This is a genomic window from Paraburkholderia sp. MM5477-R1, from assembly GCF_050436385.1.
GTDB lineage: Bacteria > Pseudomonadota > Gammaproteobacteria > Burkholderiales > Burkholderiaceae > Paraburkholderia > Paraburkholderia tuberum.
Genome location: NZ_JBNDMC010000006.1, coordinates 1,627,602 through 1,642,848 on the forward strand (window position 1 = coordinate 1,627,602; position 15,247 = coordinate 1,642,848).

Genomic DNA, 15,247 nt, shown 5'->3' on the forward strand with positions numbered 1-15,247 from the left:
GGAGGGTACGACGGCAGAGCCCGGCACACGCGAGCGCCACCCTCACGCGCAGGCGCGTCCGTCTTTAAGACGAACGAGCGGGTCATTTTTTGAAATCAGGCGGGCGCGCGTGCCTGAGCGATGGTCCGCGTGCGGCCGCCGGTTTCAAAATCGGCCGGCCGGATTCGTCTATACGGTGTTAGTCAACCGCTGCGTGCAGCTTGCGGGTTGTACGCGCATTCCATCCCAGCCGCTTCCTTTTGCCTTCTTGCAGGAAGTTGAAGTGAACGAGCGCCAAGGCTTATCGAGCGGGATGGCACACCGCGTCGTGCGACGCGACTCGCGGCGCGCGGTCGTCGCATGGGCGCACCGGATCGACGCGGCGTGGATCACGGGCGCGCTCGTCATGGGCTCGATGCTGCTGGGCGCGGCGGGCAATACGCTGGCCGCTGGCACGTCCGCCGCCGCGGCGCGGCCCGCGAGCGCCGTGGCCCTCGCGCCCGAGTCGTTCGGCTTTCGTCAGGCCGATGAACGCGAGCGCGACGCCGAAACGATCAACACGTTGACGTCCGAGGGACGTCTGCTGCTGTCGCGAGACCGCGTCAAACTCCCTGCCTACGACTATTGCAGCATGTCCGTCGCGGCTGCCGAGCGCGGCGACTTCCGCGACAGCGTCGATGCCGCGGCGCGCGCCCTGGTGGTGGCCGGGCAGACCAACAATGCGGATCTGGCGGCCCTGTCCAAACGCGATCTCGCGATCGCCTACAGCTATGCCGGCGACCTCGACAACGCCGAACGCTACGCCCGCGATGCGCTCGCTTCGACGCCGAAGGCGCCCGAGCAGGTCTTTGCTCCGGCCAACAAGGTGCTCGGCGATGTCGCGTTGCGCCGGGGCAAGCCGCAGCAGGCGCTGGCCGCCTACGAAGACGCGCTCACGACCGCCTCGCCGCGTTACAAACCGCTGGTGCTGATGTCGATCATCAACGCGCAGCTCGCCGAGGGCGATACGCCTGGCGCGCGCCAAACCTTCGATGCCGTCGGCGCACCGGCCACCGCGGAACTCGCGCCCGCCTACCGGCGCATCGAAGGCAATCTGCTGCTGGCCGAAGGCAAGCCCGAGGATGCGAAACACGCGTTCGAAGCGCTGTTGAGCCAAAGCGGCAATTCCAGCGACGCCAACTACGACCGCCTGTGGGCCCACGAAGGAATCGGCCGCGCCGACCTCGCGCTCGGCGACAAGCCGCATGCGCGCGAAGCCTACCTGCTGGCCGTCGACGACTCCGAGAAAATCCGCGCGCGGTTTCGCAGCGACGAGTTCAAGACGGCACTGTTCGGCGACACGCAAACGGTATTCGAAGAGGCCATCGCGCTGACGGTCGAAGCCGGCGACTACGAGAGCGCCTGGAGTCTGTCCGAACGCAGCCGGGCGCGTGCGCTGCTCGACGTCGTGCGCAACCGCGTCGACGCCGGCGTCGACGACCGTCAATTGAACGGGCAGGTGCCGAGTCTTGCCGCGACGCGCGGCGCGCTCCGGCCCAACGAGGCGATCGTCGAATTTCACAGCCTGCCCAACGAGCTGATCGTCTGGGTGGTGCGCAACGATGGCCTGACCGGCCACACCTTGCCGATCGCGCGCGCGGACATGGAGGCCGCCGTGACCGACCTGCGCAATGCGATCGTGCGCCGGCGACCGGCCGCGCTGACCTATGGCGACAAGCTCGATGCGTTGCTGATCGCGCCGCTCGGCTTGCGCGCCAACGAGCGGCTCATCATCGTGCCGCACGGCGCGCTGCACTATCTGCCGTTTCAGGCGCTGCACGATGCCGACGGCTTTCTGATCGAACGCCATGCGATCGCGCTCGAACCATCGGCGAGCGTCGCGGTACAACTCGCGCAACGCCAGCAGAAGATCGCGAGCGATCTGGTCGCGTTCGGCAATCCGACCATCACACCTGCCTATGCGCTGCCAGGGGCCGAGGCGGAAGTGCAGGGCATCGCGCCGCTGTTCGCGCGCAACGAGGTGTTTCTGCATAGCGACGCCACGCGCCTGAGCTTTCGCGACAACGCGCCCGCCGGACGCGTGTTGCACGTGGCGACGCACGCCCAGGCCGACACGATCGATCCGTTGCACTCAAGCATCCTGCTCGCGCCCGCGACGCAGCCGGCCGACGGCCCGGACGCGCTGCTGGCGAAAGACATCTACAACCTGAAGCTCAACGACGTCTCGCTCGTCACGCTGTCGGCCTGCGAGACGGGGCTTGGCCGGATCGCGCGCGGCGACGAAATTCTCGGCTTCACGCGGGCGTTCTTCTATGCCGGCGCCACCAGCCTGATCGTGTCGATGTGGCCGGTCGCGGACGAATCGAGCGCGCTGACGATGCGCACTTTCTACGCGCAACTCGCGCAAGGCCATGACGCGATCGACGCGATGCGCACCGCGCAACTGGCGGTTCTGCACACGCCGCGCTTCGCGCATCCGTTCTTCTGGGCGCCATTCGATCTGATGGGTGGCTGGCGTTTGACCATCGCGCGTCAGCAGCAGGGATGAACCAAACAGACCCTAGACCGATGAACAGACTCCGACTGATCGCCGCGGCGGTGTCCTGCAGTAGTGCGCTCGCGTGGGGCCAGACGCTGCCGAACGCGGGCAGCATCCTGAACCAGACGGCGCCGCGCGAGACCCGGCCGGCGCCGCCGGGCGGCACTCAGGCGTTACCCGCCGTGCCGCCGCCGGCGGCGCCCGTGACGGCGCCCGGCCCGACCTTCCTGCTGAAGAGCATTACGTTGAAGGGCAACGACACGATCGCCAGCGACGCGCTGCTTGCGCCCGTTCAGGACAAGCTCGGCAAGCAAACCAGTTTCGCCGGGCTCGAAGAGATTGCCGCGCGCATCACGCAGATTTATCGCGATCACGGCTATCTGCTCGCCCAGGTGGTGATCCCGCCGCAGGACGTCACGTCCGGCAACGTCGAAATGAGCGTGCTCGAAGGGCGCGTCGGCCATGTGCGGCTCGACGTCGCGGCTGGCACGCCGATCCGCGAAGATCTGTTGCGCGCGCGGGTCGCGCAGATTCCGTTGGGCAAGCCGCTGCAGCAACACGAACTCGAACGGACCATGCTGCTGCTGTCCGATCTGCCGGGTATTCAGGTCTCCTCGGCAATCGAAGCGGGCGAGGAGCCGGGCACGGTCGATCTGACCGTCAACGTCGCGCCGGCCAAACGCTGGACCTTTGCGCTCGATGTCGACAACTTCGGCGCGGAGTCCAGCGGTACCTGGCGGCTCGGCGCGCTCGCGCGTCTGAACTCGCCGTTCATGATCGGCGACAACCTGGACCTGCGGCTGCTCGGCAGCGAACGCGGCGACACCCTTTACGGGCGCGTCGGCTACGAAGCGCCGATCAATGAGCAAGGCACGCGCGTCGGGGTCGCGGTGTCGCGGCTCAACTATGCGCTCGGCCAGGAATTCGCGTCGCTCGATGCGCAGGGCGAGGCGACCGTGGTGGACTTCACGCTCACGCATCCGCTCGTGCGCACCCGCAATCAGAGCCTGTTGGGGCGCGTCAATCTGGAGTATCGCGACCTGATCGACAACGTCGGCATCGTCGATCAACACAATCCCAGATCGCTGGTGGAGGGCAGTATCGGCCTGAGCTATGAAAGCCGCGACGCGCTGTTCGGCGGCGGCTTCAATAGCGCGGATGTCGAGCTGTTGATCGGCAGTCTGCATTTCCGCAACGCGCAAGCCGAGGCGCTCGACGCCTCGCCGCTCGGGCGCGACACGCAAGGCACCGAAGTGCGCGCCACTTTCTTCGCCAACCGCCTGAACGCGATCACCGAGCGGCTCAGCGTATTCGCCGGCGTGTCTGGCCAGTGGGCCGGAACCACGCTCGACAGTTCGTCGCGCTTCCTGCTCGGCGGCCCGCACGCGGTGCGCGCTTATTCGCCGTCCGAGGCACTGGTCGACGAGGGGTTCGTCGCCACCCTCGAAGGGCGCTTCGCGATCGATGCGCGGGCGACCGTGTTCACGTTCTTCGACTTCGGTACCGGGTGGTACAACGCCACGCCGCGTCCGGGCCAAGGGTCGAACGTGATCACGCGCAGTGGCGCAGGTCTCGGCGCGTTCTGGGCCGCGCCGGGCGGCATTGCGCTGCAGGGCACGGTCGCATGGCGCACGACCGGGCCCGATACGACCGGCAACGACAGGCTGCCGCGCTTTTATGTGCAACTGACCAAGACGTTCTAGCAGGCAGCGAAACGCAACGAGACGCAACGAAACGAGACGAAACGCAACGACAAGCAGCAGCAATCTGTGCCGAGGTGTGCGATGAACAAGCGATGCAATGTGCGACCGGGGCATGTGAGCACGATCGCCGGCGCGGTCGCCGCGTTGTTCGCGGCGTCGTATATGCCGCTCGCGCTCGCGAATCCGACCGGCGCCCAGGTGGTGGCCGGCACGGTCAGCATCAACTCGCCGGGCGCGGGACAGATGCATATCACGCAGGGCTCGTCCAATGCGATCGTCAACTGGAACACGTTTTCGATCGGTAGCGGCGAAGCGGTCAGGATCTCGCTGCCGTCGGCTTCCGCCGCGCTGCTCAACCGCGTGACGGGCAACGACCCCAGCGTGATCGCCGGACGCCTGCAGGCCAACGGCAAGGTGTTTCTCGTCAATCCGGCGGGGGTGATCTTTGCGCCGGGATCATCGGTGAACGTGGGGTCGATGATCGCCTCGACACTCAATATCTCCAATGCCGATTTCCTCGCCGGCAACTTCCATTTCGTTGGCGCGTCCGCGGCGGCGCTCAGCAACGCGGGGTCGCTGACGGCCGCCGCGGGCGGCACCATCGCGTTGCTCGGCGGCACGGTCAGCAATAGCGGCACGGTCAGCGCAAAACTGGGCAGCGTCGCGCTGGGCGCGGGCAACGACATCACCGTCGACTTTGCCGGCGACGGTTTGACCACCCTGAAGATCAACCAGGGCGCGGCGCACGCGCTGATCGGCAATACCGGCACGCTGGCCGCCGACGGCGGCACCGTGGTGATGAGCGCACAGACGGCCGACGCGCTGGCGGGCACCGTCATCAACCAGCAAGGCATCGTGCGCGCACAGAGCCTGAGCGAACACGACGGCCGCATTCTGCTCGACGGCGGCACGAACGGCGTGACACAGGTGAGCGGGACGCTCGACGCCAGCGGCGGCGCGGGGCAAACCGGCGGCAGGATCGACGTGACCGGCTACGACGTGGCGCTGCTGGCCGGAGCGTACGTCGATGCGAGCGGCGCCGCGGGCGGCGGAACCGTCCACTTCGGCGGCGGCCCGGCGGGTGCGGACCCCTCCGTTCGCAATGCCAATGCGATCTGGATGTCGCCGACCGCCAGCCTCCACGCGGATGCGCTCGTCGACGGCAATGGCGGCAACGTCGTGGCTTACAGTGAAACGGCCAGCCGCATTTACGGCACGTTGACCGCGAAGGGCGGGCCGCAGGGCGGCGACGGCGGCTTGATCGAAACGTCCGGCCACACGCTCGACACGACCGGCATGAGCGTCGACGCATCGGCGGCGAAGGGGCAGGGCGGCAGGTGGCTGCTCGATCCGTTCGAGGTCGACATCGTGACGCAGGTGCCGGATGTCACCGCGGCGCCGGTCCCAACGCAGACCGCAACCGATTCCAACACGATGACGTTCGGGCCGATCACGGGCAGCACGTTCATCCTGAACACGGCGCTCACCGGTCCGCTGAGCCTCGGTACGTCGGTGACAGTACTGACAGGGACCGATCCCAACTTCGGCGCGGGCGACATCGTCGTCGACGCGCCGCTCAACCTCACGACCGGCACGCTTCCCGCCACGCTGAAGCTGAGCGCGACGGGATCGGTGCTGGTCAACAACACCATCACGTCGAGCGCGGGGCCGCTCAGCCTCGTATTCGATGCGAACGTGGGCGGCACGAGTCCGCTCAGTCTGGTCTCGTTCCAGGGCGTCACGGTGAAGACCAACGGCGGCAGCGTGACGTTGGGAAGCGGTGGCGCGAGCCCGGTCCTGATCCAGAACTCGAACATCGACACCGCGGGCGGCGATCTGACGGTCACCGGCACGTTCCCGATCAATGGCGTGGCGATTGGCTATCTGGTCACGTCGTCGTCGGGCATTTTCATCGACTCGTCGACCATTTCCACGGAGGGCGGCGTGTTCTCGCTGTCGGGTGTCGCGCTGGGCCCGAACGCCAACGGTGTGGCGATCAACGGCACCAGCTCGCTCTCGACGACGAGCGGCGCGCTTCGCATCACCGGCACGGCTACCGCCGGCGGCGGAGGCAACGACGGCGTGATCGCCCAAGGTGACAATACGATTCAAACCGGCAGCGGCGCGCTCACCATCAGCGGCGCCGGCAGTTCGAATATCGAGGATCAGGGCATTGGCGTGCTTCTATCCGGCACTTCAGCCAGCACGACGAGCGGGGCACTGAGCGTGAACGGCAGTTCTTCTGGCAGCAGCGCGATGGGCGTGTTCCTGAGCGGCGGCGCCACGGTGGGCGAGGGTCCCGCGCTGCAGCCCGGGCTCAGCAGTTCGGGCGGCGCGATCACGATCAACGGTAGCGTGGCGCAAAGCGCGCAAGGGGGCTTCGGCGTCGAGATTCAGAACACCACGATCTCTAACACGACCGGCTCGATCGGCGTGACGGGCAATGTCACCGGCACCGCCGCCGGCGGCACCTTCGCGGACGGCGTCTATTTTTATGGCACCACGTTGAGCACCGGCAGCGGCGACATTTCCGCCGCCGGCAGCGTGTCGTCGAACATGAACGTCAGCATCGGCCTAGACATGCATGGGTCGTCGGTCCAGTCGACGAGCGGCAACCTCAAGTTCACCGGACAAAGCGTGGGAGCCGCGGTCAACGGCGACTCGGTGATCGGGCTGATGTTCGAGAACACGCTATGTGTGGACTGCATCCAGACAGCCCCCGTATCGGTGACGACCGGCACGGGCACGGTGAGCCTGTTCGGCAGCGGCACCGGTCCGTTCGTGCAGGGTGTGCTGATCACCGACGGCACGACGATCACGTTGACCAACGGCGGGGCGATCGATATCCGCGGCGCAGTGAGCGGCCCGGCCGGCAGCAGTCCGAACCTGCAGAACGACTATGGCGTGCTGATCGCCAATGGCGCGATCAGCGCGACCGGGACGCGTACCACCACGATCGGCATCGCCGGTTCGACCACGACGTCCGATCCGGGCGTCGCGATCGGCCTTGCGGTGCCCGAGACCGAGCAGAGCGAGTTTGGGCTGATCAATCCGACCTCCATTGTCACCGGCGGCGGCGTGACGAGCGCGGTCGCCAATGCCACCGCCGACAACGTGACGATCTCGACGACGAATCCCGCTTCGATCGTGTTGCGCGCATTCAACGACGGCACGGCGAGCAGCCTCGCCATCACGCAGGCGACGCTGTCGTCGCCGGGCGGCGTGCTGTCGATCATGCCGGCGTCGGTGGACCCGTCGAGCTTCACGATCACCGCTCAGAACGCGACGCCGATCACGCTGCTCGGCACGGGCGGCGGTCTCAGCATCGACGCCCCGACTTTCTCGACCTTCGCGTCGATTCCCAGCATCGTGCTCGGGTCCAGCACGCAAACCGGGCGCATCACCGTCGACGGGCAGTGCGTATCGGGCGGCTCGACTTGCGTGCCGCCACGTCCGGGCTTCGCGAACAATCTCACGCTGTCCAACCCGGGCGCGGGCAGTCAAGGGATCGCGCTGACGTACGGCATTTCGACTCCGGGCCATACCTTGATGCTGCTGTCGGCCGGTCCCGTCACGGACCCTGGCGGCATCCAGGCCGCCGGGCTGATTCTCGCCGGCCCCGGTACCTTCACGCTGACCGATCCGCAAAACGACGTCGGCGTGCTGGCGATGGCCAACGCGGGGAGCGTCGACTTCTCGAACTCGCATGGCTTCGTGATCGGCCCGCTGACGAGCCAGACGTTCGACTCCGCCGCGAGCCAGTTGAGCCCGATGAGCGTGACGAACTCCACGCTGACCGGCAGCCTCGTCGCGACCGCTACGACCGGCAATATCGGGCTGGGTGCGAGCACGCCGTCCGCGACGGCTCCGAATACGAATCTGAGCGCGGGCGGCTCGATCGATCTGGTGATGGAGAACGGCGTGTTCGTCGATGCGAACTCCGGCACACTTGGCGCCGGCAATGCATGGCGAGTCTGGGCCAGCACCTGGAACGGCGAGACACGCGGCAGCGTGCAGCCGAACACCGCGCAGCCCAATTTCTACGGCTGCCTGTTTGGCTCGGGCTGTAGTTGGGGCGGCACGGTGCCCACCACCGGCAATCATTTCGTCTATGTCGCACGGCCGACGGTCACGGTCAACGCGGATGGCGCGACGCGCTACGTTGGGGCGCCGAACCCGGCGTTCACCTACACGACGGCCGGTCTGATCAACGGCGATACCGCCGCGGGCACGTTGAGCGGCTCGCAGACGACCACGGCCACTCTGACTTCACCGGCGGGCGGTTATCCGATCGACCCCAACTTCACCTCCAGCGTGGGCTATATCGTCAACGAAGTGCCGGGCACGCTGACGGTGACTCCGTTTCCGAGCACGATCTCGAACCCGCAGGGCCCAATCCCCAATCCGGTCGCGCAAAGCGGTCTGCAGACGTTTTTCAGCAGCCAGGAGCAGACGTTCGTCTACGAAAACAATCTGCAGGGCACCAACATCTGCATCGGCTCGAACCAGCCGCTCTTCAGCACGACGCCGCCTGGCGAGAAACAGGACATCCTCGCGGTCGAATGGAAGCGGGTGCGTTCGCAGCCGAACCTGAACAGCTGCCTGCTGACCAACACCCAGCACGGCTGCGGTGACTTCTAGCGGGAGCCGGGCGAAGCGGGCGGGCCGGGTGGCGCGGCGCCTGCGGGCGAATGCAGCGCGCGCAGTTGCGCGATGGCGGCCTCGGCGCTCGCGACGAACCGTTGCGAGCGCCGCCATGCTTCAACGACCTCCTGATGGACGGGCTGCTCCATCCCGAGGTGAATCCGGAAGAATCGTTCAGCGTGGATGGCCGGGTGGTAATGCTGGCGCACCCGCTTCGCGTCGATCAGCCGCCGGTTGCCGAACAGCCTGCTCAATGCCCACGAAAACGCGCCGTCTTCACCGCCGACGCGACGAAAGAACGCGTCGAGCGGAAACCCGCCCAGCGCGCGATACACCGCCCGCCGGATCACGAGACTGCTCGGCACGGTGTTGCTGAGGATTGCGGCATATTTATCGAAATCGGGATGCTCGACGATCGCGCGCGGAAAGCCCGCATAGTCGACATCGAGCCGCACCGATGCCTCGCCCGGACAACGCTGCAGATAGCCACTCGCCGCGGCCAGCGCGCCGGGCAGATATTCGTCGTCGGCGTCGATGAATCCGAGCAGATCCTCGGTCGCGTGCATCGCGGCCCAGTTGCGCGCGGCGGCGACGCCGCCATTCACGTACATGCGCAGTACTTCCACGCGCGCGTCGAGGCGGCCGTAATGTTGCGCGACTTCGATCGAAGCATCGGTCGAGCCATCGTCGACGACGATGATTTGCGCGGCCTCCGGCTGGATCAGGCAGCTTTCCAGTGCGCGGCCAAGCGTTGCCGCCATCTGCAGACAGGGAATGATGATCGAGATCGGCATGATGCGAGCCCCGTTCCGATGCTGATCCGCCGCGTTACGCCTGTGCCGGGCCGGGCATCAATTGCGTCGCCTGGGCGTCGTCGCCGATCCACACCGCGAACGCCGTGAAGTTGTCGTGATTCGTGCTGGCGCTCGCGCGCACCTGTTGCGCGAGCGCGTCGAGCCAGGCGCCGGGTGTCGCCGCATGGGCCAGCGCGTCGGCGATGCCGGCGTCATCGGCGTACTCCCACAGGCCGTCCGTGCAGATCAGGAAAGCGTCGCCGTCATGCAGCGGGAAAGTACCGTCGACGCCCGCAATGGAGAGTGCGTCGCGCGTGCCCAGCGCCGCATACAGCACGTTGCGGCGCGGATGATGACGCATCTCCTCCTCGGCGAGCAGCCGCGCGTCGACCATCTGCTGAACCATGCTGTGGTCGCGCGTGCGCGCGCAGATCTCGCCGTGGCGGAAACAGTAGAGGCGGGTGTCGCCGCAATGGGCCCACGCGGCCGTCGCGCATTCGCGGTCGATGGCGAGCACCACGGCCGTCGAGCGCATGTCTTTTTCATTGCCTTTGCCGCGCAACTGTTCTTCGACGATGTTCTCATTGGCATGCGTGAGCGCGCTGATCAGCCGGTCGCCCGTCGGCGGCAATTCGGCAACGGTCAGGTAGCGCAAATCCGCCAGCACCGAAGCGACGACGAGGCGCGAGGCGGTGTCGCCGCCGCCGTGTCCGCCGGCGCCGTCGGCGACGACGCAATAGTAGAGCCGTTCGCTCGACCAGTCGCCGAACGAATCTTCGTTGCGCGGGCGGTCGCCCCGATCGGTCAGGCTTGCGGTGGCAAGTTGCACCGTTGACCTCTCATATGCTCGCGGTCTGTCGAGCTCATTCCTGCGCGTGCGACTGCGCGGACAGAATGCCCAGAACCAGCAGGATGACGATGCGATTGCCCGGCGAGATGTCGATGCCGAGGCTGTGCTCGATCCATTGGCCGATTTGCGTGCGGGCGAAGTCGGCGGGTATCGAGCCTTTTTTCAGCGTGACGCCAAGCTTGCGCGCCCGGTAGTGATACGACGCGATGCCGTAACGCGCGGCCACCTGCGACAGACCGCCTTTCTCGTTCGACAGCCAGCCGAGACTGCCGGCGAGCAGCATGCGCTCGGCGTCGTCGAGCGAAGCGATGAAATGCGACGCGGATTCGCGTACCTCGGCTTCGTGCAGACCGTATTGCAACAGGACCGAGCCGATCGGATCGGGATGAAAAGCCGTTTGCCGGTCGATTTCGAGCATCACGTCGCCTTCGTCGAGCGACACGTTGCGCTGATGGCTCGCGCTGCGCAGACAGTCGATCAGATAGCGGCGGAAATAGGCGCACACGGCATGGCTGGTCGAAGGCGCGCTGTGCAGCGGGAAAGTGGGCAATGCCGTCGGCGCGGTATCGAGGCGGAACACCTTGAGATAGAGGAACTGCGAGATCAGTTCTTCCTTGTCCTCGCCCAGCGCCTGCAATTCCGACGGATGGTAGCCGGTCAGCGCGCGGCGCACGATCGTATAGATCGACGCCATTTCGTCGTGGCTGAGGCAGGTGCGGCGTTGCCACAGGTCGGGCAGTGCGCTTTCTCCAGCGTGGTCGGCAATTGCAGCGCTTTGGATATCTGCCACTTTTCACCCCGAGGTGGTGAGCCCCGCTTCTTAAGGGCGGAGCCCGGCTGCTGACACTACCCATTTCGCCGCGTGTGTGGTGCGCCGGTTTTCTGTCCCCAATGAATCCGGCACTCGCTTTGCCGCCATATCGGGCAGATTGCGTATGCCAAACGCTTGCAATACCGGCAATTCCGCCGTGCAACCGGCGCGTGATTGGAAAACAGACTTAGTCTATTGGCACGTTTTATTTATTACAAGGGTAAAACTTAATATGTTATTCACCGCTCTGGCGACGGGTTCTATCGCTATCAGGACTAACCCTAAACGCAACGTAAGCGCTTACCGGCAATCCGGCAAGGTCAAATTTTTTAAAAAATCCGGGCACCTGATTCGTTTACCCAGATGTTGGGCGATCCCGCCAATCGACCGTCCTGAAAGGGCGCGCTGGTGAGGTCGTAAGACGACTGTCCGAGCTTGTGATTGTAATGGTGCCGGAACGAAAAGGTTAAAACTTCTTAAGTGTTTATGGAGTTGAATGGTATTACATATACTGTTTCGCTTAATTAAACAAAATCCGTTTCTATTGCTATCCGGCTTTGATTTTCCGGGCTGCGTGCTATTCTCATATCGGATTGCCGCCGAGAAAGGACAACGCTCGCTAAAAACATCGCAATAGCTGGCGAAGGCAATCTAATCAGAGTTAACACGTATTTCCGGGAACGTTGATTCCCGGCGGGCAAGGGCAACCCGTACCGGTCACTTACGGTGCGTCGAGACTACTCATCCGAGACCGATACCAGACATGGCCACGCTTCTCGCGGGCGAAATGCTTGCCGACATATCAGCTGCCAGTCCATGCGGGGACGACCTCGAGTACGACCCTGACTTCCTTGCGCTCGAGCAGGTCGTCCACGGCAAGCCGGAGGTGCAGTTCGGCGAGACCATGGTCGCCGCCACGCCGCCTGACTGGAAAGTGGCCGAAGCGCTGTCGCTCGATCTGCTCGCAAAAGGCCGCGACTTGCGCGTCGCGGTACACCTGGCGCGCGCGCTACTCAATCGCCGTCGTTTCGCCGGCTTCGCCGAGGGCCTCGCGCTCGTCGAAGGCCTGCTCGAACAGCGCTGGGACCATGTCTATCCACAGCTCGATCCCGACGACGACAACGATCCGACCGCCCGCGTCAACGCGCTCGCCGCCCTCGTCGAACCGTCCGGCATGCTGGTGGACGTGCGCGACGCACCGCTCGCGTCGTCGCGCGCGCACGGTGGCGTCAGCTTGCGCGACATCGAATATGCGACCGGCGAAGTGCCGCTGCCCAAGGGCGTCGAGGCGGCGTCGCTGAGCTCGATCGACGCGGTGATCGCCGACGCCCACGAAGACGCCGCCGAAGCGCACACGGCCTTGCTCGCGGCCACGCATAGCGCGATGCGCATCGAGACGGTATTGACCGAGCGTGTCGGCGCGGCGCGCTCCATCGATCTGTCGCCGCTATCGAGGCTGCTGCGCCGTGCAGCCGACTTTCTCGGCGAGCGTCTCGACGTCCCGGGCGGAGCGCCGCAAGCATCGCCGAACGGCGACGTGGCCCCGGGCGAAAGCGCCGGCGCGGCGCCGGCACCCGTGCCGCTGTCCGGCGACATCACGGACCGTCAGGACGTGATCCGCATGATCGACAAGATCTGCGCGTACTACGAGCGTCACGAACCCTCCAGCCCGTTGCCGCTGCTGCTGCTGCGCGCGCGCCGGCTGGTCGACAGGAACTTCATGGAAATTCTGCAGGACCTCGCGCCAGAAGGCGTGCGCCAGGCCAGGCAGGCCGGCGGTATCGAAAACGAGTAAGCAGTCAGGCGGGGATGGGCTTTTTCGCTTCTAGCAACGCCAGTCATGCGCCACGCTGCTCGCGGCCGTGCGGCGTCAACCAGGGGAATGGTCGTGGCCAAGGAAAGCAGCCAGAAATTCATCGCGCGCAATCGAGCGCCGCGAGTTCAGATCGAATATGACGTCGAAGTCTACGGGTCGGAGAAAAAGGTCAATCTGCCCTTCGTCATGGGCGTGCTGGCCGATCTCTCCGGTCAGCCGGCGGACCCGCTCGCGCCGGTGGCGGATCGAAAGTTTCTCGAGATCGACGTCGACAACTTCGACGAGCGTCTGAAGTCGATGAAACCGCGCGTCGCCGTGCAGGTGCCGAACGTGCTGACCGGTCAGGGCAACCTCGCGGTCGACATGACCTTCGAGAGCATGGACGACTTTTCGCCCGCGGCGGTCGCGCGCAAGGTGGACGCGTTGTCGAAGCTGCTGGAGGCGCGCGGCCAGTTGCAAAACCTGCTGACCTATATGGACGGCAAGACCGGCGCCGAGGAGCTGATCGCGAAACTGCTCAACGATCCCGCGTTGCTGCAGTCGTTGGCGTCCGCACCGAAGCCGCAGCAATGAGCGTGATCTACAGGGGAGTCTGACCATGGCTGAACCTAGCACCGAAGGGCAAGCGCAACCCGGCGAGGCGTCGCTTGAAACGAGCGATTTCGCGAATCTGCTGCAAAAGGAATTCAAGCCGAAGAGCGAGAAGGCGAAGGAAGCCGTCGAGACGGCGGTGCGCACGCTCGCCGAACAGGCGCTGCGCGATACGAACGTGATTTCGGGCGATGTGCTCGCGACGATCGAATCGCTGATCGCGCAGATCGACGAGAAGCTGACCGCCCAGATCAATCAGATCATCCACTCGGAAGAGTTTCAGAAAGTCGAGAGCGCGTGGCGCGGCTTGCACTATCTGGTCAACAACACCGAGACGGACGAGACGTTGAAGATCCGCGTGATGAACGTATCGAAGGGCGATCTGTACAAGACGCTCAAGAAGTACAAGGGCACCGCGTGGGATCAAAGCCCGATCTTCAAGAAGCTCTACGAAGAGGAATACGGCCAGTTCGGCGGCGAGCCGTATGGCGCGCTGGTGGCTGATTATTACTTCGACAACGGCGGGCCCGACGTCGATCTGCTGACGCAGATATCAAAGATCTCGGCCGCCGCGCATGCGCCGTTCATCGCCGGCGCCGATCCCGCGGTGATGCTGATGGATTCGTGGCAGGAGCTGGCCAATCCGCGCGACCTGACGAAAATCTTCCAGACTCCCGAGCATGCGGCGTGGCGCTCGCTGCGCGAATCCGAGGATGCGCGCTACGTCGGTCTCGCGATGCCGCGTTTTCTCGCGCGCGCGCCGTATGGCGCCAAGACCAATCCGGTCGAGGAATTCGATTTCGAGGAAGACACGGCCGGCGCGGACAGCGGCAAATACGCATGGGCCAATGCCGCCTATGCGATGGCGACCAATATCAACCGCTCGTTCAAGATGTACGGCTGGTGTTCGCGGATTCGCGGCATCGAGTCGGGGGGCGCCGTCGAGAACCTGCCGGTGCATGCGTTCCCCACCGACGACGGCGGCATCGACATGAAGTGCCCGACCGAAATCGCCATTAGCGATCGCCGCGAAGCCGAACTCGCGAAGAACGGCTTCATGCCGCTCGTGCACAAGAAGAACTCCGATTTCGCTGCCTTCATCGGCGCGCAGTCGCTGCACAAGCCCGCCGAGTTCGAAGACCCCGATGCCACCGCGAACGCGAACCTGGCCGCGCGTCTGCCCTACCTGTTCGCCTGCAGCCGCTTCGCTCACTACCTGAAGTGCATCGTGCGCGACAAGATCGGCAGTTTCAAGGAAAGGGACGACATGCAGCGCTGGCTGCAGAACTGGATCCTTCAGTACGTCGACGGCGATCCGGCGCACTCGACGGAAGAGTCCAAGGCACGACGCCCGCTCGCGGCCGCCGAGGTGGTCGTCGAGGAAGTCGAAGGCAATCCCGGTTATTACACGTCGAAGTTTTTCCTGCGTCCGCACTACCAGTTGGAAGGCCTGACCGTATCGCTACGGTTGGTTTCGAAGCTTCCGTCCGCCAAGGCGGCATGACGGAAATCCCCATTCA

Annotated in this window: 9 protein-coding genes; 6 read left to right on the forward strand and 3 right to left on the reverse strand. The window is 65.2% G+C overall.

The annotated features are described in order from the left end of the window. Positions 1-262 precede the first annotated feature (262 nt). The 3 genes from OKW35_RS25950 to OKW35_RS25960 all read left to right on the forward strand — a co-directional run bounded on the left by OKW35_RS25950 (position 263) and on the right by OKW35_RS25960 (position 8,862). Positions 263-2,527 carry a CHAT domain-containing protein gene (locus tag OKW35_RS25950; protein WP_429553545.1) on the forward strand — a complete coding sequence of 755 codons (2,265 nt, stop codon included), beginning with the start codon at positions 263-265 and terminating at the stop codon, positions 2,525-2,527. Between the two features lie 20 nt (positions 2,528-2,547). Further along, positions 2,548-4,221 carry a ShlB/FhaC/HecB family hemolysin secretion/activation protein gene (locus OKW35_RS25955; protein WP_429553546.1) on the forward strand — a complete coding sequence of 558 codons (1,674 nt, stop codon included), beginning with the start codon at positions 2,548-2,550 and terminating at the stop codon, positions 4,219-4,221. A gap of 81 nt (positions 4,222-4,302) precedes the next feature. After that, positions 4,303-8,862, forward strand: a complete 4,560-nt coding sequence (locus OKW35_RS25960; RefSeq protein ID WP_429553547.1) for a beta strand repeat-containing protein — start codon at positions 4,303-4,305, stop codon at positions 8,860-8,862. On the opposite strand, the gene OKW35_RS25965 is transcribed toward OKW35_RS25960, so the two are convergent. The 3 genes from OKW35_RS25965 to OKW35_RS25975 are packed head-to-tail and all read right to left on the reverse strand — an operon-like array spanning position 8,859 to position 11,299. Beyond that, positions 8,859-9,659: a glycosyltransferase family 2 protein gene (locus tag OKW35_RS25965; RefSeq protein WP_429553548.1), complete on the reverse strand. Its 801-nt coding sequence runs from the start codon at positions 9,657-9,659 to the stop codon at positions 8,859-8,861. The two genes, OKW35_RS25960 and OKW35_RS25965, sit on opposite strands and share 4 nt — an antisense overlap. A gap of 34 nt (positions 9,660-9,693) precedes the next feature. Further along, the gene (locus OKW35_RS25970) at positions 9,694-10,488 is read right to left on the reverse strand and encodes a PP2C family protein-serine/threonine phosphatase (RefSeq protein WP_187616313.1); all 795 of its coding nucleotides are present in this window, start codon (positions 10,486-10,488) and stop codon (positions 9,694-9,696) included. A 34-nt stretch (positions 10,489-10,522) separates the two neighbouring features. Then, complete coding sequence (locus OKW35_RS25975; RefSeq protein WP_429553549.1) at positions 10,523-11,299, reverse strand: hypothetical protein; 777 nt, start codon at positions 11,297-11,299, stop codon at positions 10,523-10,525. Between the two features lie 784 nt (positions 11,300-12,083). On the opposite strand from OKW35_RS25975, the gene tssA reads away from it, so the two are divergent. The 3 genes from tssA to tssC all read left to right on the forward strand — a co-directional run bounded on the left by tssA (position 12,084) and on the right by tssC (position 15,231). Next, entirely contained in the window at positions 12,084-13,115 is a 1,032-nt protein-coding gene (gene tssA, locus OKW35_RS25980; protein WP_429553550.1) for a type VI secretion system protein TssA, read from the forward strand. Between the two features lie 87 nt (positions 13,116-13,202). Then, complete coding sequence (gene tssB, locus OKW35_RS25985; RefSeq protein WP_018422997.1) at positions 13,203-13,709, forward strand: type VI secretion system contractile sheath small subunit; 507 nt, start codon at positions 13,203-13,205, stop codon at positions 13,707-13,709. A 25-nt stretch (positions 13,710-13,734) separates the two neighbouring features. Beyond that, positions 13,735-15,231, forward strand: coding sequence for a type VI secretion system contractile sheath large subunit (gene tssC / locus OKW35_RS25990; RefSeq protein ID WP_184066364.1), 1,497 nt, complete (start codon positions 13,735-13,737; stop codon positions 15,229-15,231). Positions 15,232-15,247 lie beyond the last annotated feature (16 nt).